Origin of the sequence: Pseudomonas sp. FP2338 (assembly GCF_030687515.1) — a bacterium.
GTDB lineage: Bacteria > Pseudomonadota > Gammaproteobacteria > Pseudomonadales > Pseudomonadaceae > Aquipseudomonas > Aquipseudomonas salomonii.
The window spans coordinates 6,287,195-6,307,143 of record NZ_CP117436.1 but is presented as its reverse complement, the minus strand read 5'-3'; the positions used below and the strand labels follow the sequence as shown (position 1 = coordinate 6,307,143).

Here is a 19,949-nt window from a genome sequence, read left to right as displayed (position 1 = left end):
GCGTTCTGCCGGTAAATCGTTACACTGCTGCGGCCACTTAATAAATACACTGAGGCTGTGTGCATGAAATTTCGTCTTCTGCTGTGGGTGCTGGGCCTGATGATGGGCAAAGCCAGCCGCACCAATCCTGCCTTTCAGCAACAGCTGGGTGACAAAGACCTGGCGTTCCAGTTGCAGACCCTCGACGGCAAAGTTGCCCGTCACTTCATCGTCAAAGACCAGCGCATCACCAGCCGCTCAGGTGTTCACCCGTCGCCCGCGTTTGCCATTGCCTTTAAGGATGCCGCCTACGGCTTCGCCACGATGCAGGCGAAAAACAAGCAACTGGCGTTCATGACGGGGATCCAGGACAAGTCGATCCAGATCAAAGGCAACCCTGCACTGGTGATCTGGTTCCAGGGGCTGACCAAGTATTTGAAGCCGAAGAAAAAGAAGTAGGTCTTTCAGGCAGTCCGAGTTGGATTCATCGCAGGCAAGCCAGCTCCCACAGTTGACTGCATTCCAACGTTGGAACTCGGTCAACTGTGGGAGTTGGCTTGCCTGCGAAAGCTATGAAGCAGGCGACAGATTTATCCCTGGCTGAACTGAGACGCCAGCTCGCGCAACAGCACTTCCGCATCCAGTACTTTGCCGACCACTTCCTCAGCCTTTTCCCGGCTTAGGCCCAGACGCTCAAGCAGCGCATCCGGAATCGCTTCATCCGGCCCGGAGCCAATCCCCCGACTGCGCAGCAGGCGCACGGCCAGGCACACCAGGTTCGGGTATTCGGCGTATTGCCCGTCATAGGTCGGGTCGTGCTGGAAGCGCAGGGCGGTGGACAGTTCGTCCGGCATGTCCCAGTAGCGCATCAGCCAGGCGCCGATCTGCTCGCGGCTGATGCCCAGCAGATGCTGCTCGACATAGCTGTGACACAGGTGCGGGTTGACCTCCAGATGACGGCAGATCAGCGAGAAGTGTGGCGGGAACACATGGGCCAGCAGCAGGTAACCGAAGTTGTGCAGCAGGCCTGCCAGGTAAGTCAGGCCGGCTTCCGGGCGCTGGGCGCGGGGCATGGCGCGGGTCAGGCCTTCGATCACGGCGGCGGTGTAGATCGACTGGTGCCAGTATGGCGTGGACTGGTGCGGATGGTCCTTTGGCAGGCTCAGGGTTTTACCCAGGGCCAGGCCCAGCGCCAGGTTGATCACCAGATCAAAGCCCAACACACGGACGATGGCGTCTTCCACTGAACGAATCTTGCCCGGTGAGGCATAGTACGGCGATGCCGCCCAACTCACCACTTGGGCGGCGAGGGCCGGGTCGGTTTCGACAACGCTGGTGATGTCATCGATGGTGGCGTTGGGGTCCACGCGCAGCTTGATGATTTTTTGCGCGGTGTCGGCCAGTGGCGGAATTTCGATGGTCGCTTCCAGACGCTGCTGGATTCGGCGTGCAGTGAACGCTTGCATCGCCTGGGTGATTTCCTCGCGGTCATCATTTGGGCGGTCGAGGTTGGGGCGGATGTTGCTCAGCGGCTCGCCGAAGTGCCCGGCGCTGGCCTTGGTGAGCATGCTCTTGAAATCGCTGCTGGCGATTTCCAGCAGCAGCCCGGCTTCACCGGAGTGCACCAACAGGCTTGGCTCGCTGAGCAGGCTGCCTTCATACAGGCATGGCGAACTGGTCAGCGCCGGCAGGCCCGGCAACAGGCTCAAGTCGTGCTTGGCCAGCATGCGCTCGATGCGGTCCGGCGACACGGCCGTGAGGCGGCGGCCGGTGAGTTCAGCCAGGCGGTTGAGGTCGAGTAGCTGGCTCTGCGGGAACAGCACCATGAGTGCGCCCACGGCATCTTCCAGCAGCACCGCCTGGACCTTTTGTGCGGGATTCAGGCCGGCGTGTTCGGTCACTTCCGTGTAAGGGATGGCGAGCTTTGCGAGCAGAGCCCGAATGACCGGTGGGGCGGTCAGTGGGGCTGTGGCGAGGGCGACTTCTGACATGGCCTGATCCAATTTCGTACAGTCACCGAAGTATAACCAGCTTGATACATCTGTTGGTTGGATAAGTGAGTCAGGCGTCACACTTGGCCGTATTGCTGCCCATGCCTGAGCCAGCGATCCAGCAAGGGGCTGACATGCTCGGGCCAACGCTCCAGCAGCGCTTGCGCCGCATCACGCACGGCAGGCAGCAGGTCGGCATCACGCATCAGGTCGGCGACCTTGAATTGCAACAGGCCGGTCTGGCGGGTGCCGAGCATTTCACCGGGGCCGCGCAGTTCGAGGTCTTTTTCGGCGATGACAAAACCGTCGTTGGTTTCGCGCATGATGCCCAGACGCTGACGGCCGATCTGTGACAGCGGTGGGTGGTACAGCAGCACGCAGTGGCTGGCGGCGCTGCCCCGGCCGACACGGCCGCGCAATTGGTGCAGTTGGGCCAGGCCCAGGCGTTCGGGGTTCTCGATGATCATCAGGCTGGCGTTGGGCACGTCCACGCCGACTTCAATCACCGTGGTGGCCACCAACAGTTGCAGGTTGCCAGCTTTGAACTCGGCCATCACCGCAGCTTTTTCCGCAGGCTTCATGCGCCCGTGGATCAGCCCGACCTTCAGCTCGCCCAGGGCGCTGGTAAGGTCTTCAAACGTGGTCTCGGCGGCCTGGCAGGTCAGTTCTTCGGACTCTTCGATCAGCGTGCACACCCAGTAAGCCTGACGGCCTTCGGCGCAGGCGCCGCGCACGCGCTCGATCACTTCGACGCGGCGCGTGTCGGTGACCAGCACGGTGTTGACCGGGGTGCGGCCTGGCGGCAGCTCATCGAGGATCGAGGTGTCGAGGTCGGCGTAGGCGCTCATCGCCAGGGTGCGCGGGATCGGCGTGGCGGTCATGATCAACTGGTGCGGGTTCATGCGCCCGCCCACGCCTTTCTGGCGTAACGCGAGACGCTGCTGCACGCCGAAGCGGTGCTGCTCGTCGATGATCACCAGTGCCAGGTTCTTGAACTGCACTTCGTCCTGGAACAACGCGTGGGTGCCCACCACCATCGGCGCGCCACCGGCGATCTGCTCCAGGGCGGCGGCGCGGGTCTTGCCCTTGAGCTTGCCGGCCAGCCACGCCACTTCCAGGCCCAAGGGTTCGAGCCAGCGCTTGAAGGTGATGAAGTGCTGTTCGGCGAGGATTTCAGTGGGCGCCATCAACGCCACCTGGTAACCGGCTTCCAATGCCTGCAAGGCGGCGAGGGCGGCGACCACGGTCTTGCCCGCGCCCACATCGCCCTGGATCAGCCGCAGCATCGGCTCATGCTGGCTGAGGTCGTAGGCGATTTCATTGCCCACACGTTGCTGCGCGCCGGTGGGTGCAAAGCCAAGGTTCGCCAGGTATTGCGCAGGCAGCCGCGTAGCCTTGGGCATCGCCGGCGCGCGCAGAGAGCGCATGCTTTCGCGCAGGCGCTGCTGGGACAGTTGGTGCGTCAGCAGTTCTTCGAAGGCCAGGCGATGCTGAGCCCAGTGATGGCCCAGTGCGAGCTCATCCACATCGGCGTCGGCTGGCGGGTGGTGCAGGTAGCGGATCGCATCGTCCAGCGGTGCCAGTTGATAGTCGCGAGCCAGCTCCAGAGGCAGCCAATCGGGCAGGCTTTTGGGGCCGAGCATCGTCAGTGTCTGCATGCACAGCTGGCGCAGGCGTTGCTGGGTCAGGCCTTCAGTGAGCGGGTAGATCGGTGTGAGCGTGGTGTCGACCGGTGGAGGTTCGTCACCGGTGATGGCGCGGTATTCCGGGTGATAGATCTCCAGGCCCGATGCGCCGGGGCGCGCTTCGCCATAGCAACGCACGCGGGTGCCACGCTTGAGGCCGTCCTTTTGCGCGTTGCTGAAATGGTAGAAGCGCAGGCTCAGGCCACCGGTGCCGTCCTGCAGGCGCACGACTAAACTGCGGCGCTTGCCCATGACCACGTCGGCGCCGCTGACCGTGCCTTCGACCACCGCATCCTGCCCAGGGCGCAAGTGGCCGATGGGCACCACGCGTGTGCGGTCCTGATAACGCAGGGGCAGGTGGAACAGCACGTCCTGGAGGTTTTCCAGGCCGACCTTGGCCAGCTTCTCGGCCATGGCTTCACCGACACCTTTAAGTGCCGTCACCGATACCTGCGACAGCTCAGTCATACGTTTGCTTAGCTCGCAGCAGGCGGCTTGGCCACCGAGCACAGGCGGATCGAGTCGGCCAGGATCTCAATGGCTTTCGGGCGTGGGAAGCTCGCGCGCCAGGCAATCGCCACGGTACGGAACGGCACCGGCGGCGTGAGAGGGCGCACTTCGATCACGCCGGGAGCGTAGTGATGGCTGTCCACCGCCGACAGCGGCAGAATCGAAATGCCCAGGCCGGACGCGACCATGTGCCGGATGGTTTCCAGGGAGCTGGATTCCACGGTGGTGTGTTTGGCGCCGTCGTTGCCCTTGGTCAGGGTCGGGCAGGCTTCCAGTACCTGGTCGCGGAAGCAGTGGCCTTCGCCCAGCAGCAACAGGCTCTTGTCGTTGAGCAGGCCGGCGTCGATGGTGTCTTTCTGCGTCCACGGGTGGGAGGCAGGCATCAGCACGTAGAACGGCTCGTCGTAGAGCGGCAGGGTCAGCACGTCTGCTTCGTTGAACGGCAGGGCGATGATGATCGCGTCCAGCTCACCGTTGCGCAGTTTGTCGCGCAGTACGTGGGTGAAGTTTTCTTCGATATACAGCGGCATCTGCGGCGCAACGCGGTGCAGTTGCGGAATCAGGTGCGGGAACAGGTACGGGCCGACGGTGTAGATGGCGCCGACTTTGAGTGGCGCGGTCAGCTGGTTCTTGCCGGCCTGGGCCAGCTCGCGAATGCTTTGGGCTTGTTCCAGCACCTTTTGGGCCTGGGCGACGATGCCTTCGCCCACTGGCGTGAGGCGCACGGCGCTCTTGCTGCGCTCGAAAATCAGCACACCGAGTTCGTCTTCAAGCTTTTTCACACCCACCGACAGCGTCGGCTGGCTGACATGGCAACGCTCGGCCGCGTGGCCGAAGTGCTGCTCTTGGGCGAGGGTCACGATGTAGCGTAATTCTGTAAGAGTCATAGCGGGCGTCCATGAGGTTGCGGGCCAAGCATACCGGCTGCAATCGATAGACGCACGTTATCAGAACTTTGATGGGGATTGAGCGGGGAATGTCGAGGATTTTGCTGAAACGATGAAACCAAATGTGGAAGCTGGCTTGTGTGGGAGCTGGCTCCCACACAAGCCAGCTCCCGTTTGCCGCTTACCGGCGGCGCTTCTCGATGTTGTAAACGAACGGCGCGACGATTTCGACGCTGCCGCCTTTCAACATATCGGCCGGTGGCTTGGGCAGAGGCTGGGCACGACGGATCATGTCCAGGGTCGCACGGTCCAGATCGGCGTTGCCGGAGCGGCCCACCAACTCGTAGGACAGCACGTTGCCTTCGGCATCGACCACAAAGCGCAGGCGGTTCAAGCCTTCCTTGCCGCGCTGTTGGGCACCTGGCGGGTACTTCTTGTACTTCTGCAAGTGCGCCAGCAGGGTGCCTTCCCAGGACGCTTTGGCTGCGATCTGTTGTGGCGACGGGCCCGGAACCGGCTGGGCGGACTTTTCAGCCGGCGCATTGTTCTGTGGCGATTCGCTCGGCGGCTCTTCGGAAGGTTTTTCCTTGGGCGGCTCGGGCTTCTTCTCCACCGGCTTGGGCGGCTGAGGTTTCGGTTTTGGCTTGACCGGCTTGGGCACCTGGATCGTTGGTTTAGGTGCCTCGGCCAGTTTTGGCAGGGGCAATTCTTCCACGGGGGCAGGCGGCTGCGGCGGCGTGACAACCTTGGGCGGCGCCGGCGGCGGCGGTGCAGGCATCGGCGCCAGGTCGATGACCATGGCCGCCGGTGGCAACGTTACCGGATGCGGCGCGGACCATTGGAGCGCGATGATGATCGCGACGGCATGCACGCCCAGCACGACGGCGAGGCTGGTGCCATAACGCGTCAGTTTGTGGCGCGTCGTGATCATTTCTTGGCTGCCGTCTCAAGTCCGACCAGGCCTACCTTGAGGTAGCCGGCTGCGCGCAGCGCATCCATCACGCTCATCAGGTCGCCGTAGTCCACGCCTTTGTCGGCCTGGAAGAAGATCGTCGTGTCTTTTTTGCCCTGGGTCTTGGCGTCGAGCACCGGGCCCAGGGTTTCAGCTTTGACTTCTTCTTCGCCCAGGAACAGACGCTGGTCTGCCTTGACGCTGAGGAAAATCGGCTTCTCCGGCCGCGGCGCAGGCTTGGCGCTGGACGCGGGCAGGTCGACCTTGATATCCACGGTCGCCAGCGGCGCGGCCACCATGAAGATGATCAGCAGCACGAGCATTACGTCGATAAACGGCGTGACGTTGATCTCGTGGTTCTCGACGAGTTCGTCGTCGCCTTGATTCAAATGCAGGCCCATGGCCGATTACCCCACTTTCACCATGTGCGGTTGCGAGCTGCGCTCGGTAGGCAGGTGATCGAGGTCGCGGCTGACCAGCAGCAGGACTTCTGCCGACGCGTCCGATACCTGGGCCTTGTAGCCGGCAATCGAACGGGCGAAGACGTTGTAGATCACCACCGCGGGAATCGCGGCAACCAGGCCCAGGGCGGTTGCCAGCAGTGCTTCGGCAATGCCGGGGGCGACGACGGCGAGGTTGGTGGTCTGGGTTTTGGCGATGCCGATAAAGCTGTTCATGATGCCCCACACGGTGCCGAACAGGCCGACAAACGGTGCGGTGGAACCGATGGTGGCGAGTACGCCGGTGCCGCTGCTCATGTTACGGCCACAGGCTGCAACCAGGCGTTCGAGGCGGAAGCTGACGCGCTCCTTGATGCCTTCTTTTTCGCGGGTGTTGACCGACAGGCGCATTTCTTCCAGTGCATCGTGTACCAGCAGGTTGGCCAGGGTGCCCTTCTTGATCGCACTGTCGCTGGCTTCCTTGAGGGTGGTGGCTTTTTTCAGGTGGACGATTTCAGTGCGCAGGCGGCGCTTGGCGCCCAGCAGCTCGAAGCCCTTGGCGATCCAGATGGTCCAGGTGATGATCGAGGCGATGGCCAGGCCGATCATCACGGCTTTTACCACCACGTCAGCGTTCTGGTACATGCCCCACGGCGACAGGTCATGGGCCATGCCCAGGCTGTTGTCTTCTTCCAGCACTACACCGGTTTCGTCGGCAGGTGCAGCGTCGCCTGCAGCCTGGGCCGGGTCGGTGGCAACCGGTGCAGCCACAGGAGCGGCAGGCGTTGCGCCCGTGTGCTCGGCAGCAGCCGGTGCGGTTGGGGCGGTGGCATCAGCGAAGGCGGCGGTCGGTGCCAGCAGTACGCTGAACAGCAGCGCAGCGATCGCACGCCAGGCGCGGGATGGGCTGTGAAGCTTGGTTGGCGAAGCGGGTTTTGTATTACGTGTCATGCTGGCCGGACCTGAGAGAAAAAATGGAGTGATCGTCCTGCCAGACCCTTGGGGGTCGAGGACAAATGGGCGGTTATTATTGCAAGTAATTCTTGTTAACAGAAGTAATACAGTTACTTTATTTGTCCTTTTTCTGGCCGCTCGTCATCTGCGAAGGCTAATCTAGACCTTTAAGAACGGAGTTTTATGATGTCTGCGCCTTCTGTTGTGATTGCCGGTTGCGGCGATGTGGGTAGTCGGCTGGCTAGCCAATTGCTGGCCTCGGAATGGGAGGTTCACGGCCTGCGCCGTGATATTTCAAAGCTCCCCGATGGCGTGATCGGTATTGCCGGCGACCTGTTCAAAAAGGATTGCCCTGAGACCTGGCCGATCGGCGCAGTGGATTACCTGGTGTATTGCGCAGCCGCCACCGACCACGATGAAGCCGGGTATCGCGCGGCATACGTGCAAGGGTTGCAGCATGTGTTGGAGTGGCTGAACGACTACGGCCAAGCGCCCAAACACTTGCTGTTTGTGTCCAGCAGCAGCGTGTACGGCCAGCAGAATGGTGAATGGGTCGACGAAACCTCCGAGACCCAAGCGAAAGGCTATTCCGGCCAGGTTATGTTGGAAGCCGAGCAAGTGGCTCTCAACAGCGGCATCCCGGCGAGCATCGTGCGTTTGACCGGTATTTACGGTCCTGGCCGTGAATGGCTGCTGACCCAGGTGCGCCAAGGCTATCGCGTGGCAATCGATCCACCTTTGTATGGCAACCGGATTCACGCCGATGACGCGGCGGGTTTGCTGGCCTTTTTGCTACGCCATATTGAGCAGGGCGGCTCGCTGGAAAAAATCTACATCGGTGTCGACGATGCCCCAGCGCCATTGGCGGAGGTGGTGGGCTGGTTGCGCGAGTACCTGGGCGTGACGGAGTGGGCGGATGACGCCAGTGTAAGACGTGCAGGCAGCAAGCAATGCAGCAACGCCCGGGCCAAGGCGTTGGGTTGGGTACCTACCTATCCGACTTATCGTGAAGGGTATGCTGCGATTCTCAAGGGCTGAAACAAAAAAATGTGGGAGCTGGCTTGCCTGCGATAGCGAAGTATCAGTCGACATCTATCTCGACTGAACCACCGTCATCGCAGGCAAGCCAGCTCCCACCTTTGGTTCTATTTCTTCTCAAGCAGCCATTGGCGCGGGCCGGGCGTGAACTGCGGCACTTCGTCGGCCAGGGCGGTGTTGATCGCCTGGAAGATTTCCAGTTGCTTGCCTTTGCGCGCGAAGATCCATGGGTTGCCCTGGCCGTTCAATTGCAGCCAGATACTGTCGTAGCCGCCGCTCATGGAGGCGCAGTCGCCAGCCAGGCACAGCGAGTAGCGATCGACGCCTGGCAAGCCGGCGACCTTGCCGTCGGCCTGGAACTGCACCGTGGAGCCGCTGCCGTTGCCGTCGGTAATCTTCCAGTCGCCGCCCATGTAGGCCGCATACAGCGCCCGCTCGAAGTTGGCACCCAGTGGCGCACCTTCCGGAGCGGGATCCTTGGCACGGGCGAACAGTTGCTCGGGCTCGTTATCGTTGGCCACTTGCAGCAGTTGTTTGCCTTTGCGCTTGAGTTCGGTGGCGGAGCTGCCATAGAACTCGACGCTCCAGGCGCCGGATTTATCGCCGAGCAACTTGCCTTCAGCGACTTCAAAGCCGTTGTAGTAGCGCGCCTGCAAAGCCTTGGTGTTGACCTCCCATTCGAGGTTCGGGCCAAAACTCTGCAACGCTTCACGCAAAGGGCCGCCCTTGGCTGCCGCGTTGATGGCGGCCTGGTTGATCCAGGTGCCACTCACATCCAGGTCGGCGGGGTTGCTGGCGCAGCCGCCGAGCAACAGGGCGAGCAACGAAGTGGCTACAAGCGCTTTGCGCATCATGAAATCCTTCTGAAACGAAGTCGGCGCAGCCTGTTGAGGCTGCGCCGGGTGTTTTATTCGATGACCAGGATCGCGTCCATCTCAACCTGTGCGCCCTTTGGCAGGGCGGCAACACCGATGGCGGCGCGGGCTGGGTAGGGCTGTTCGAAGTACTTGCCCATGATCTCGTTGACCTTGGCGAAGTGGCTCAGGTCGGTGAGGAAGATGTTCAACTTGACGATGTCCTTGAACGAACCACCGGCGGCTTCGGCTACGGATTTCAGGTTTTCGAAGACTTGTACGGTTTGTGCTTCGAAGCCTTCAACCAGTTCCATGGTTTTTGGGTCCAGCGGAATCTGGCCGGACATGTAGACGGTGTTGCCCGCCTTGATCGCCTGGGAGTAAGTGCCGATGGCGGCCGGGGCTTTGTCGCTGGTGATAACAGTCTTGGTCATGAGTTGCTCCTTGTAAGAGAGGGGCTATGCACGCATGCGGGTGATGCGGATCACTCCGGTCAGGGCGCGCAGTTTCTTGATCACGCGGGCCAGGTGCACGCGGTCGTGCACGCTGACCACCAACTGGACCACGCTGATGCGGCCATCGCGTTCATCCATGCTGATTTTTTCGATATTGCCGTCAGCCGCGTTGACGCTACTGGCCAGCAAGGCGATCAGGCCACGCTGATGCTCCAGCTCTACACGCAGCTCGACGTTGAATTCGCCGGTGACATCCTTGGCCCAGGAGAGCTGGATACATTTCTCCGGGTTGTGGCGGATTTCGGTGATATTGCGGCAGTTGTCCAGGTGCACCACCATGCCTTTGCCCGCCGACAGGTGGCCGACAATCGGGTCGCCCGGGATCGGCGTACAGCATTTGGCGTAGCTGAGTACCAGGCCTTCGGTGCCGCGAATCGCCAGCGGGCCTTCCGGGCTTGGCAACTGTTCGCCTTCGCCGAGCAAGCGTCGTGCGACTACATAGGCCATGCGGTTGCCCAGGCCGATATCTTCCAGCAGGTCCTCGATGGTTTCCTGGCGGTACTCGTGGAGCATCGCTTGGACGCGCTCGGCCGGGATCTTGTCCAGGGCGCTGTCGAAACCGTTGAGGACCTTGTTCAGCAGGCGTTCGCCGAGGCTGATGGATTCGGAGCGGCGTTGCAACTTCAGGGCGTGGCGGATGTGTGTCCGCGCTTTACCGGTAACCACGAAGTTGAGCCAGGCCGGGTTCGGGCGCGCGCCGGGTGCACTGACAATCTCGACTGTGGAGCCGCTTTGCAGCGGTTCGGACAGCGGCGCGAGGCGACGGTTGATCCGGCAGGCAATGCAGCTGTTGCCCACGTCGGTGTGCACCGCGTAGGCAAAGTCGACCGCCGTGGAGCCTTTGGGCAGCTCCATGATTCGGCCTTTGGGTGTGAATACGTAGACCTCGTCCGGGAACAGGTCGATCTTCACGCTTTCGATAAATTCCAGGGAGTTGCCGGCACGTTGCTGCATTTCCAGCACGCCTTTGACCCACTGGCGAGCACGGGCGTGAGTGCCTTTTGGCTGTTCGTCACCGCTGGACTTGTACAGCCAGTGGGCGGCGATGCCATTGTTGGCCATCTCTTCCATTTCCCGCGTACGGATCTGGATCTCGATCGGTACCCCGTGCATACCGAACAGCGTGGTATGCAGCGACTGATAGCCGTTGGCCTTGGGAATGGCGATGTAGTCCTTGAAGCGCCCCGGCAGGGGTTTGTACAGATTATGCACAGCGCCCAGCACGCGGTAGCAGGTGTCGACCTTGTCGACGATGATCCGGAACGCGTATACATCCATGATCTCGTTGAAGGCCCGGCGCTTGCCGCGCATCTTCTTGTAGATGCCGTAGATGTGCTTCTGCCGGCCGCTGACTTCGCCTTCAATCTCGTCGATCGCCAGGCAGTGGCTCAGCGACTCTTCGATCTTGTTGACGATTTCCTTGCGGTTGCCCCGTGCGCGCTTGACCGCCTGGTAGATGCGCGCCGAGCGCATCGGGTGCATGGCCTTGAAGCCGAGGTCTTCGAATTCGATACGAATGGCATGCATGCCCAGCCGATTGGCGATGGGCGCGTAGATTTCCAGGGTTTCCTTGGCGATGCGCCGGCGTTTTTCGCCGGACAGCACTTCCAGCGTGCGCATGTTGTGCAGCCGGTCGGCCAGCTTGACCAGAATCACACGGATATCCCGCGCCATGGCCATGGCCATTTTCTGGAAGTTTTCTGCCTGGGCTTCGGCCTTGGTCTCGAAGTTCATCTGGGTCAGTTTGCTGACCCCGTCGACCAGTTCGGCCACGGTTTCACCAAATTGCGCGCTGAGCGCTTCCTTGGCGATGCCGGTGTCTTCGATTACGTCATGCAGCATCGCGGCCATCAGGCTCTGATGGTCCATGTGCATGTCGGCAAGAATATTTGCCACCGCAAGAGGATGCGTGACATACGCCTCACCGCTTCGGCGGCGTTGGCCGTCGTGGGCTTGTTCGGCGTAGAAATACGCTCGGCGGACCAGGTTGACCTGGTCTGGGCCGAGGTAGGCCGATAAGCGATCGGCGAGGGCGTCTATGCTCGGCAAAGTATGAACTCCTGCCGTTGGCTGTGACCCCGCGCCGTGCTACGTCGACCAGGCATAGGCTTAGACGGCCTCGTTGGACTCGTCCTCGAACGCTGCAAACAGCGGTTCGTCTTCAACGATTTCAGCGTTGGCGATGAACTCGTAGCTCATCAGGCCTTCAGCGATTTCACGCAGGGCTACAACGGTAGGCTTGTCGTTTTCCCACTGGACCAGGGGCTCTTTGCCGCCGGTGGCCAGTTGACGGGCACGCTTGGTAGAGAGCATGACCAGCTCAAAGCGGTTATCCACGTGTTCTAGGCAGTCTTCAACGGTTACGCGGGCCATGGTATTCCTCGGAGCGAATGCAAGATGCGCGCTGCCCGGTTGGGCGAGCGGACTAAACAGTTTAAAAAATCACCAGCGTTTAGGGAAGCGCTGATTTTTCCCGCGCCCTCGCAAAACCGCTACAAGTGCCAATGTAAAGCCCTTGCAGCGGTTTTGGGAAGAGCCAATCAACCGAGCAGTTCAGCCAGTAATTTGCCAAAACGCTGCTGTTGACGCTTTTGCTGGAGCTGATTGGTGCGGAAAATCGCCTTCAAATCATCCAGTGCGTGGGCAAAATCGTCGTTGATGATCAGGTAGTCGTAGTCGACGTAGTGGCTCATTTCGCTGACAGCTTCGCGCATGCGGCCTTCGATGATCTCGTCGCTGTCCTGGCCACGGTTGGTCAGACGCTGGTGCAACGCCTCCAAAGACGGCGGCAGGATGAAGATCGAACGCGCTTTGGGCATCAGCTGGCGCACTTGTTCGGCGCCCTGCCAGTCGATTTCCAGGATCAGGTCGTGGCCTTCGTCCAGCGTCTGCTGCAGGTGGCTTTGCGAGGTGCCATAAAGGTTGCCGAACACTTCGGCGCGCTCCAGGAAGTCGCCGTGTTCGATCATCTTGACGAATTCGGTGCGCTCGACGAAGTGATAGTGCACGCCGTTCACTTCACCTGGGCGCATGGCGCGGGTGGTGTGCGAGACCGAGATGCGGATGTGCTCGTCGGCGTCGGTCAAGGCTTTGACCAGGCTGCTCTTGCCCGCGCCCGAAGGGGCGGAAATGATGTAAAGGGTGCCGGTGCTGTGGGTCATGGAAGTTGCCTTACTCAATATTCTGTACTTGTTCGCGCATCTGCTCGATCAACACTTTGAGGTTGACCGCAGCCGTGGTGCTGCGCGGATCAAACGCCTTGGAGCCCAGTGTATTGGCTTCGCGGTTGAGTTCCTGCATCAGGAAGTCCAGGCGCCGACCGGCGGCACCCGCTGATTTGAGCACGCGGCGCACTTCAAGGATGTGGGTGCTCAGGCGGTCGAGTTCTTCGGCCACGTCGCTTTTTTGCGCCAGCAGCACCATTTCCTGCTCCAGGCGCACGGGGTCGAGGTCGGCCTTCATGTCGGTGAAGCGGTCCAGAACCTTTTGACGCTGGGTAGCGAGCATTTGCGGCACCAGCTCGCGCAGGGTGACCACGTCTTCTTCGATCGAAGTCAGGCGCTCATTGATCAGGCGGGCCAGTTCGGCGCCTTCGCGCTCGCGGCCGGCCTTGAGCTCTTTCAATCCCTGGGTGAACAGCGCGAGGGCTTCGGCGTTCAGGGCTTGCGGGTCGGTGGCGTCAGCCACCAGCACGCCGGGCCAGGCCAGCACTTCCAGCGGGTTCAGCGCAGCAGGCTGTTTGATCAGGCCGGCGATGGTTTCGGCGGCGGCTACCAGTTGCGCGGCGCGGTCACGGTCGACCTGCAGCGGCTTGCCGGTGGTTTCTTCGGTAAAACGCAGGGTGCATTCCAGCTTGCCCCGCGAGATACCCTGGCGCAACGCTTCACGCACGGCGCCTTCGAGGTCACGAAATGATTCCGGCAGGCGCAGGTGCGGCTCCAGGTAGCGGCTGTTGACCGAGCGCAGTTCCCAGCTCAGGGTGCCCTGGGCGCCGGCTTTTTCGACGCGGGCGAAGGCGGTCATGCTGTGCACCATGGAAGTACCTCGCGATGCAGACCCGTAAATGCGGGCTGATGAGTAAATTTTGAAGCCGACAGGCTGCGAAGGCGCAGGATTGTAGCGCAGTGGGGTGAGTGCGCCCAAACAATGGGCATTAGTCTGAACATTCGTAACCGAATTTTTTAGAAGTGCCCCGAAACGGTTCGCGGCTCTATAATGCTCGGCAGTTTTTCGTCCTTCGTACAGGTATCCCCTATGAAACGTCCAAGTGGTCGCGCTGCCGATCAGCTCCGCTCGATCCGCATCACCCGCAACTACACCAAACACGCCGAGGGATCTGTACTGGTCGAGTTTGGCGATACCAAGGTGATTTGCACCGTCAGCGTCGAAAACGGCGTGCCGCGTTTCCTCAAGGGTCAGGGCCAGGGTTGGTTGACTGCCGAATACGGCATGCTGCCGCGCGCCACCGGCGAGCGTAATCAGCGTGAAGCCAGCCGTGGCAAGCAAGGCGGCCGCACCCTCGAAATCCAGCGCCTTATCGGCCGCTCGCTGCGCGCCGCCCTGGACATGTCCAAGCTGGGCGACGTGACCCTGTACGTCGACTGCGACGTAATCCAGGCGGACGGCGGCACTCGCACCGCCTCCATCACTGGCGCCATGGTGGCCCTGGTTGATGCGCTTAAAGTGATCAAGAAGCGCGGCGGCCTCAAAGGCGGCGACCCGCTCAAGCAGATGATCGCTGCCGTGTCGGTTGGCATGTATCAGGGCGAGCCTGTGCTGGACCTGGACTACCTGGAAGACTCGGCTGCCGAGACTGACCTGAACGTGGTGATGACCAGCACCGGTGGTTTCATCGAAGTGCAGGGCACCGCTGAAGGCGCGCCATTCCAGCCGGCCGACCTGAACGCCATGCTCGCCCTGGCCCAGAAAGGCATGACCGAAATCTTCGAACTGCAGAACGCCGCCCTGGCCGACTGAGCCTGCCTCAAGGAGAAGCGCCATGAATGACAGCCAGATGCCTGTACCTACGCCTTCCTACGAAGTGCGCCAGGGAGCCATGTTGTGTCATCTCGCGGCGTTTCTGGGGTTTGTGTTCCCCTTCGGCAGTGTCGTGGGGCCGCTGATCCTGTGGCAGATGAAGAAGGAAGTGGACCCGTTCATTGACGATCAGGGCAAGGAAGCCCTGAACTTCCAGATCACCGTGGCCATCGCCTGGATGGTGTGCATCGTGCTGGCCTTCGCGGTGATCGGGTTTTTCCTGATGGTCGCCCTGGCCATTGCCACGGTGGTGCTGACGATCATCGGCAGCATCAAGGCCAACAAGGGGATTGCCTATCGCTACCCCTTGACCTGGCGAGTGGTCAAATAATGAGCAGGCACAAAAAAACCGACAGCGATGTCGGTTTTTTTGTGCCTGGAAAAAGACCTTAGATGGTCAGTGTCCAGTCGTAGTCCACGATCAGCGGCGCATGCTGCGAGAAGCGCGGCTGGCGCGGCAGGCGTGCGCTGCGAACGAACCGGCGCAGACCCGGGGTCAGCAACTGGTAGTCGAAACGCCAGCCCAGGTTGAGCATCTCGGCCTGTTCGTTATCCGGCCACCAGCTGTACTGGTCGCCTTCACGGCTGACTTCGCGCAGGGCATCCACATAGCCCATGTTGCCGACAATCTCGTCCATCCAGGCCCGTTCCGGCGCCAGGAAACCCGGGGATTGCTGGCTGTCGCGCCAGTTCTTGATATCCAGCTTCTGTTGCGCCACGTACAGCGAGCCACAGTAAATGTACTCGCGACGTTTGCGTCGCTGTTTATCCAGATAACGGGCGAAATCGTCCATTAGCTTGAACTTCTGGTTCAAGTCTTCATCGCCGTTCTGCCCCGAAGGGAGCAGCAAGGTCGCGATGCTGACCTTGTCGAAATCGGCTTGCAGGTAGCGCCCGTAGCGGTCGGCTGTCTCGAAGCCGAGGCCGCTGATGACCGCCTTGGGTTGCAACCGTGAGTACAGAGCCACGCCACCTTGGGCAGGGACTTCGGCATCACAGGCATAAAGGAAGTAGCCATCCAGTTGGAAGGCTGGGTCGTCCAGTTCAAAGGCGGAGGCGCGGGTGTCCTGCAGGCAGATGACGTCGGCATTCTGTGCTTGCAGCCAACTGAGCAAACCACGCTCGACTGCAGCCTGAATACCATTGACGTTCACACTGATGATCCGCATAAATGGCCCCAAAAATCGCGTGCGTGTATGATACACGCCGTCTACCTAATTAGCTAAATCCGTGGTATCTGAGGCTTTTTTCATGCAGGCGTATCAACGCGATTTCATTCGTTTTGCCATCGATCGCGGCGTTTTACGCTTCGGTGAGTTCACGTTGAAGTCCGGGCGCACCAGCCCTTACTTCTTCAATGCAGGCTTGTTCAACTCGGGTTCGGCCCTGGCTCAGCTGGGTCGTTACTATGCGGCAGCCATCGTCGACAGCGGTATTTCCTTCGACGTGCTGTTTGGCCCAGCCTACAAGGGCATCCCTTTGGCGGCCGCTACGGCGGTGGCTTTGGCTGAACATCATGAGCTGGATTTGCCATGGTGCTTCAACCGCAAAGAGGCCAAGGCCCATGGCGAAGGTGGCAGCCTGGTCGGTGCCCCGCTCAAGGGCGACGTGCTGATCATCGATGACGTGATCACCGCCGGTACCGCCATCCGTGAAGTGATGCAGATCATCGCTTCCCAGGAAGGCGCCAAGGCCGCCGGCGTGCTGATCGCGCTGAACCGCCAGGAGCGCGGCAACGGAGAGTTGTCGGCAATCCAGGAAGTGGAGCGTGATTTCGGCATTCCGGTGGTGAGCATCGTGTCGCTGAACCAGGTGCTGCAATACCTGGAAGATGACGCGCAGCTTAAGCAGCATTTGCCGGCGGTGCGCGCGTACCGCGAGCAGTTCGGCGTCTGACACGGAACACCTGTGGGAGCGGGCTTGCCCGCGATAGCGGTGTGTCAGGCGGCGCATTTTTTGAATGTGCCGCCGTCATCGCAGGCAAGCCAGCTCCCACATTGGAACTGTGAAAACAAAAAAGGCCCCGCTCAATTGGATTGAGCGGGGCCTTTTGTTTTCAGCGTTTAAGGACGCTTGCGGTTGCTGATCAGCGTGCCCACACCGGTATCGGTGAAGATTTCCAGCAGGATCGCATTCGGCACGCGGCCATCCAGGATCAGCGAGCTGCCCACGCCGCCTTGCACGGCTTCCAGCGCGCAACGGATTTTGGGCAGCATGCCGCCGTAGATGGTGCCATCGGCGATCAGCTCGTCCACTTGTTGAGTGGTCAAACCGGTCAACACCTTGCCTTCCTTGTCCATCAGGCCGGCGATGTTGGTCAGCAGCATCAGCTTCTCGGCTTTCAGCGCTTCAGCCACTTTACCGGCCACCAGATCGGCGTTGATGTTGTAGGACTCACCATTGGCGCCCACGCCGATTGGCGCGATCACCGGGATGAAATCGCCCTTGACCAACAGGTTGAGCAAGTCGGTGTTGATGCCGATCACTTCGCCTACCTGGCCGATGTCGATGATTTCCGGCTGGGTCATTTCCGGCGTCTGGCGGGTCACCGTCAGTTTTTTCGCACGGATCAGCTCCGCGTCCTTGCCGGTCAGGCCGATGGCGCTGCCGCCGTGGCGGTTGATCAGGTTGACGATGTCCTTATTGACCTGGCCACCCAGGACCATTTCCACCACGTCCATGGTCTGCGCGTCAGTGACGCGCATGCCATCGATGAAGTGGCTCTCGATCGACAAGCGCTTGAGCAGGTCACCGATTTGCGGGCCGCCACCGTGGACGACCACCGGGTTGATCCCCACGGCTTTCATCAACACGATGTCGCGGGCAAAACCGGTTTTCAGCTCGTCGCTTTCCATGGCATTGCCGCCGTACTTGATCACCAGCGTCTTGCCGACGTAGCGTCGAATGTAAGGCAACGCTTCGGACAGGACCTTGGCAGTATTGGCAGCGGCTTCGCGTTCGAGGGTCATTCAGGGCTCCGGTAAAAAATCAGAACGGTAATTGGAGATCAGGGGCAACACGTTTCAACTGGGCGTGGAACACGTCCTTGATGCGCTGCAACTCAGCCTCGGTATCCGCCTCGAAGCGCAGGACCAGCACCGGCGTGGTGTTGGAAGCGCGAACCAGGCCCCAGCCTTTGGCGTAATCGACTCGCACACCATCAATGGTGGTCAGGTTGGCGCCTTCGCCCCATTGCGCATCGTGCAGTGCGTCAATGATGCTGAATTTGCTCTCCTCGGTCACATGTATATTGATCTCTGGCGTAGAAATATCGTTCGGGAAGGTCTGAAACAGCTCCTGCGCCGTGGATTTTTCCTTGCTGAGGATCTCCAGCAGACGGGCGGCGCTGTAAATGCCGTCGTCAAAACCGAACCAGCGCTCTTTGAAGAACACGTGGCCGCTCATTTCACCGGCCAACAGTGCGCCGGTTTCCTTCATTTTCTTTTTGATCAACGAATGACCGGTCTTCCACATTAGCGGGCGACCGCCATATTCCTTGATCAACGGCGTGAGGCGGCGGGTGCACTTCACGTCGAAGATGATTTCGGCGTTGGCGTTGCGCGCCACCACATCACGGGCAAACAGCATCAGCAGGCGGTCGGCGAACACGTTTTCGCCGGTGTTGGTCACCACGCCAACACGGTCGCCGTCACCGTCAAAAGCCAGGCCCACGTCGGCGCCGGTTTCCTTGACCTTGGCGATCAAGTCCACCAGGTTTTCAGGCTTGCCTGGGTCCGGGTGATGGTTGGGGAAGTTGCCGTCGACGTCGCAGAACAGCGGGATCACTTCACAGTTGAGGGCTTCGAGCAGTTGCGGAGCGATCACGCCCGCCGCGCCGTTGCCGCAGTCCACCACCACTTTCAGGCGGCGTGCGAGTTTGACGTCGCCGGTGATCTGGTCAGAGTAGCGTTGCAGAATGTCGACTTTGGTGACACTGCCTTTGCCGCTGGTCAGATCGTTGGTCTTGAGGCGATCGTGCAGGGCCTGAATCTGTTCGTTGGCCAGGGTGTCACCGGCGATCACGATCTTGAAGCCGTTGTAGTCCGACGGGTTATGGCTGCCGGTGAGCATCACCCCGGACTTGCCGGCCAGTACGTTGGCCGCGTAGTACAGCGCCGGTGTCGGCACCAGGCCGACGTCGCTGACGTGGCAACCGCTGTCGGCGAGGCCCTGGATCAGTTGTTCCACCAGCTCCGGGCCGGACAAGCGGCCATCACGGCCTACCGAAACATTAGGCTCGCCCTGGGCCAGGCTCTGGGCACCGATGGCGCGGCCGATCCAGTAGGCGGTTTCGGCGGTCAGGGTCTTGGGCACCACGCCACGAATGTCGTAGGCGCGGAAGATGCTGTCGGGGAATGTCGGGGCTACTCGGGCTGCGGTACTCATCGCGGGGGTGAACTCCATCTGAAGGGGGCAAAGCTGGCCTTAAAGTGGCTGACCGGCAGGCTCAAACTGAAGGGTATGACGGTGTTTTCGGCAGAGAGTTCGTGGTGCAAAAATGCCATCGGCGTGTCGATGCACTTTCTGAGAATGCGTAATACATTGATTTCATTACGGAAATCTCGCTGAATAAATCCGCACATTCTTCATCCTGAATAGCCATGCGGTGGCGTCTTGCCGGACAAATGCGTCCGGCAAGGTTCAGCTTAGTCAGTGGCTGCCGGAATGCCCAAAACCACCTGCGCCGCGCTGAGTTTCGTCGAACTCCTGCACCAGTTCGAAGTGTGCCTGTACCACCGGTACCAGCACCAACTGGGCGATGCGCTCGCCGACAGCGATGTTGAACGCGGTGTTGCCACGGTTCCAGCACGACACCATCAATTCGCCCTGATAGTCCGAATCGATCAGGCCTACGAGGTTGCCCAGCACGATGCCATGTTTGTGGCCCAGGCCGGAGCGCGGCAGGATCAATGCCGCCAGGCCTGGGTCGCCGACGTAGATCGACAGGCCGGTAGGAATCAGGATTGTCTGGCCCGGCTCCAGCACGGTGTCTTGCTTGAGCATGGCGCGCAGGTCCAGGCCGGCGGAGCCTGGAGTGGCGTAGGCCGGCAGAGGAAATTCGTTGCCGATGCGGGGGTCGAGAATCTTGGCTTGCAAAGCGTGCATG

20 protein-coding genes and 1 pseudogene are annotated in these 19,949 nt (G+C 60.8%); 5 read left to right on the top strand and 16 right to left on the bottom strand.

The window, feature by feature from the left end; all coding sequences use genetic code 11:
• Positions 1-63 precede the first annotated feature (63 nt).
• Positions 64-438, top strand: a complete 375-nt coding sequence (locus PSH96_RS28745) for a hypothetical protein (RefSeq protein WP_010207528.1) — start codon at positions 64-66, stop codon at positions 436-438.
• Positions 439-569: 131 nt separating this feature from the next.
• On the opposite strand, the gene PSH96_RS28740 is transcribed toward PSH96_RS28745, so the two are convergent.
• From PSH96_RS28740 to exbB, 6 genes are all read right to left on the bottom strand, one after another.
• On the bottom strand, positions 570-1,970 hold the full coding sequence (locus PSH96_RS28740; RefSeq protein WP_069787136.1) for an aminoacyl-tRNA deacylase and HDOD domain-containing protein: 1,401 nt from the start codon (positions 1,968-1,970) through the stop codon (positions 570-572).
• Positions 1,971-2,047: 77 nt separating this feature from the next.
• Complete coding sequence (gene recG, locus PSH96_RS28735) at positions 2,048-4,123, bottom strand: ATP-dependent DNA helicase RecG (protein ID WP_056861049.1); 2,076 nt, start codon at positions 4,121-4,123, stop codon at positions 2,048-2,050.
• A gap of 8 nt (positions 4,124-4,131) precedes the next feature.
• Complete coding sequence (locus PSH96_RS28730) at positions 4,132-5,052, bottom strand: hydrogen peroxide-inducible genes activator (protein ID WP_015886540.1); 921 nt, start codon at positions 5,050-5,052, stop codon at positions 4,132-4,134.
• A 181-nt stretch (positions 5,053-5,233) separates the two neighbouring features.
• On the bottom strand, positions 5,234-5,983 hold the full coding sequence (locus tag PSH96_RS28725) for an energy transducer TonB (RefSeq protein ID WP_138813301.1): 750 nt from the start codon (positions 5,981-5,983) through the stop codon (positions 5,234-5,236).
• The gene (gene exbD, locus PSH96_RS28720) at positions 5,980-6,405 is read right to left on the bottom strand and encodes a TonB system transport protein ExbD (RefSeq protein ID WP_003195519.1); all 426 of its coding nucleotides are present in this window, start codon (positions 6,403-6,405) and stop codon (positions 5,980-5,982) included. Before exbD ends, PSH96_RS28725 begins: the two co-directional genes overlap by 4 nt.
• A gap of 6 nt (positions 6,406-6,411) precedes the next feature.
• Positions 6,412-7,395, bottom strand: a complete 984-nt coding sequence (gene exbB / locus PSH96_RS28715) for a tonB-system energizer ExbB (RefSeq protein WP_305456633.1) — start codon at positions 7,393-7,395, stop codon at positions 6,412-6,414.
• Between the two features lie 189 nt (positions 7,396-7,584).
• On the opposite strand from exbB, the gene PSH96_RS28710 reads away from it, so the two are divergent.
• The gene (locus PSH96_RS28710; RefSeq protein WP_305456632.1) at positions 7,585-8,436 is read left to right on the top strand and encodes an SDR family oxidoreductase; all 852 of its coding nucleotides are present in this window, start codon (positions 7,585-7,587) and stop codon (positions 8,434-8,436) included.
• Positions 8,437-8,543: 107 nt separating this feature from the next.
• On the opposite strand, the gene PSH96_RS28705 is transcribed toward PSH96_RS28710, so the two are convergent.
• From PSH96_RS28705 to PSH96_RS28680, 6 genes are all read right to left on the bottom strand, one after another.
• Positions 8,544-9,287, bottom strand: a complete 744-nt coding sequence (locus PSH96_RS28705) for a hypothetical protein (RefSeq protein ID WP_065931903.1) — start codon at positions 9,285-9,287, stop codon at positions 8,544-8,546.
• A 56-nt stretch (positions 9,288-9,343) separates the two neighbouring features.
• A complete protein-coding gene (locus PSH96_RS28700) occupies positions 9,344-9,724 on the bottom strand; it encodes a RidA family protein (RefSeq protein ID WP_003176922.1) in 381 nt (126 codons plus the stop codon).
• Between the two features lie 24 nt (positions 9,725-9,748).
• Entirely contained in the window at positions 9,749-11,854 is a 2,106-nt protein-coding gene (spoT, locus tag PSH96_RS28695; protein WP_056860838.1) for a bifunctional GTP diphosphokinase/guanosine-3',5'-bis pyrophosphate 3'-pyrophosphohydrolase, read from the bottom strand.
• 60 nt (positions 11,855-11,914) lie between these two features.
• Positions 11,915-12,178 (bottom strand): DNA-directed RNA polymerase subunit omega, encoded by a 264-nt coding sequence (gene rpoZ / locus PSH96_RS28690; RefSeq protein ID WP_003176920.1) that lies wholly within the window; start codon positions 12,176-12,178, stop codon positions 11,915-11,917.
• A gap of 167 nt (positions 12,179-12,345) precedes the next feature.
• The gene (gene gmk, locus PSH96_RS28685) at positions 12,346-12,966 is read right to left on the bottom strand and encodes a guanylate kinase (RefSeq protein WP_065931902.1); all 621 of its coding nucleotides are present in this window, start codon (positions 12,964-12,966) and stop codon (positions 12,346-12,348) included.
• A gap of 10 nt (positions 12,967-12,976) precedes the next feature.
• Positions 12,977-13,840, bottom strand: a complete 864-nt coding sequence (locus PSH96_RS28680) for a YicC/YloC family endoribonuclease (RefSeq protein ID WP_099550260.1) — start codon at positions 13,838-13,840, stop codon at positions 12,977-12,979.
• A gap of 219 nt (positions 13,841-14,059) precedes the next feature.
• On the opposite strand from PSH96_RS28680, the gene rph reads away from it, so the two are divergent.
• Both rph and PSH96_RS28670 read left to right on the top strand, forming a co-directional pair.
• Positions 14,060-14,782 (top strand): ribonuclease PH, encoded by a 723-nt coding sequence (gene rph / locus PSH96_RS28675; RefSeq protein WP_003213280.1) that lies wholly within the window; start codon positions 14,060-14,062, stop codon positions 14,780-14,782.
• 22 nt (positions 14,783-14,804) lie between these two features.
• Entirely contained in the window at positions 14,805-15,173 is a 369-nt protein-coding gene (locus tag PSH96_RS28670) for a DUF4870 domain-containing protein (RefSeq protein WP_056860835.1), read from the top strand.
• 58 nt (positions 15,174-15,231) lie between these two features.
• Here the strand turns inward: PSH96_RS28670 and PSH96_RS28665 are convergent, their stop codons facing one another.
• Positions 15,232-16,011 carry an exodeoxyribonuclease III gene (locus PSH96_RS28665; protein WP_003176915.1) on the bottom strand — a complete coding sequence of 260 codons (780 nt, stop codon included), beginning with the start codon at positions 16,009-16,011 and terminating at the stop codon, positions 15,232-15,234.
• A gap of 82 nt (positions 16,012-16,093) precedes the next feature.
• Between PSH96_RS28665 and pyrE the strand changes: the two genes are divergently transcribed.
• Positions 16,094-16,738 (top strand): orotate phosphoribosyltransferase, encoded by a 645-nt coding sequence (pyrE, locus tag PSH96_RS28660; protein ID WP_305456631.1) that lies wholly within the window; start codon positions 16,094-16,096, stop codon positions 16,736-16,738.
• 167 nt (positions 16,739-16,905) lie between these two features.
• Here the strand turns inward: pyrE and argB are convergent, their stop codons facing one another.
• The 3 genes and pseudogenes from argB to dut form a co-directional block, all read right to left on the bottom strand.
• Complete coding sequence (gene argB / locus PSH96_RS28655) at positions 16,906-17,811, bottom strand: acetylglutamate kinase (RefSeq protein ID WP_015886532.1); 906 nt, start codon at positions 17,809-17,811, stop codon at positions 16,906-16,908.
• A 19-nt stretch (positions 17,812-17,830) separates the two neighbouring features.
• Positions 17,831-19,252 (bottom strand): annotated as a pseudogene (locus PSH96_RS28650) (phosphomannomutase/phosphoglucomutase); the annotation flags it as partial.
• Between the two features lie 240 nt (positions 19,253-19,492).
• A complete protein-coding gene (gene dut / locus PSH96_RS28645) occupies positions 19,493-19,948 on the bottom strand; it encodes a dUTP diphosphatase (protein WP_056860833.1) in 456 nt (151 codons plus the stop codon).
• Between the last annotated feature and the right edge of the window lies 1 nt (position 19,949).